The organism is Rahnella perminowiae (genome assembly GCF_019049755.1).
Lineage (GTDB): Bacteria > Pseudomonadota > Gammaproteobacteria > Enterobacterales > Enterobacteriaceae > Rahnella > Rahnella perminowiae.
This window is the reverse complement of the sequence record NZ_JAFMOS010000115.1, coordinates 1-798: the sequence shown is the minus strand read 5'-3', so window position 1 is coordinate 798 and position 798 is coordinate 1. Positions and strand designations below refer to the sequence as shown.

1 protein-coding gene is annotated in these 798 nt (G+C 40.7%); it reads left to right on the top strand.

The features are described 5' to 3' along the window. Positions 1-91: 91 nt before the first annotated feature. Positions 92-754 carry a DsbA family protein gene (locus tag J1785_RS00600; RefSeq protein ID WP_217218557.1) on the top strand — a complete coding sequence of 221 codons (663 nt, stop codon included), beginning with the start codon at positions 92-94 and terminating at the stop codon, positions 752-754. Positions 755-798 lie beyond the last annotated feature (44 nt).

Here is a 798-nt window from a genome sequence, read left to right as displayed (position 1 = left end):
TAATAAAACATTATGAATGCGTTAATTGTAATGTTTTATTGTGTTCTTAACGTGACCGTGGACGGATTTTCATATCTAAGGATAGAGAGTCATGTTTAAACGGTTTTTATATATTGTGATATATACGATTTTCATTTGTGCTGTTTCAATAGGTTGCACCGTTGCCTATTATCAATATATTGTTCTCAATTCCGATGCGGCGCCTTTGGTCAGAGTGGAAGATAAGAAGGTGGCACGGAGTCCGTTAAAGAACAGTGATGTTTTCGTTGAGATCATGTCCTATGGTTGTCATTTCTGTGCCATCAATGATAAAGCCGTTGATGAATTAGAAAAGCGTCTTCCTGAGGGAGTTCGCGTTGTGCGACTGCATATCAATAATGCCGGTCAGAGTGGTTTAGCCCGTTACGCACCGTTATTTGCAACACTTGAGGTGATGGGGCTGGAATCTCAATATCGGGAAAAAATCTATACAGCTGTGATCAAAGATAACATTGATTTAGCTGACGACACTGTTTTAAATAACTGGCTGGAACATAACGGTATTGACGTCGGGAAATATCACGAAATCAACGCATCTCCGGCGGTCAAAGCGTTACTTCAATATATGTCAGCTGTCAGTAACTATTATGACGTCTCTGCAACGCCGGCATTTATTGTAAACAAGCAATGGCTTGCCTATCAGGATCGCGACTTTAAAGCTTTTGGTGATCAACTTATCTCCCTGCTTACCAGGCATAAACCACTGGAGATATAATGCGCTTTGTTCCGGTATGGATCTATTTGCACAGCATGTCTTTG

Excerpts from the sequence above, each read along its gene's own strand:
- J1785_RS00600 (WP_217218557.1), top strand. The coding sequence starts at position 92 with ATGTTTAAACGGTTTTTATATATTGTGATATATACGATTTTCATTTGT.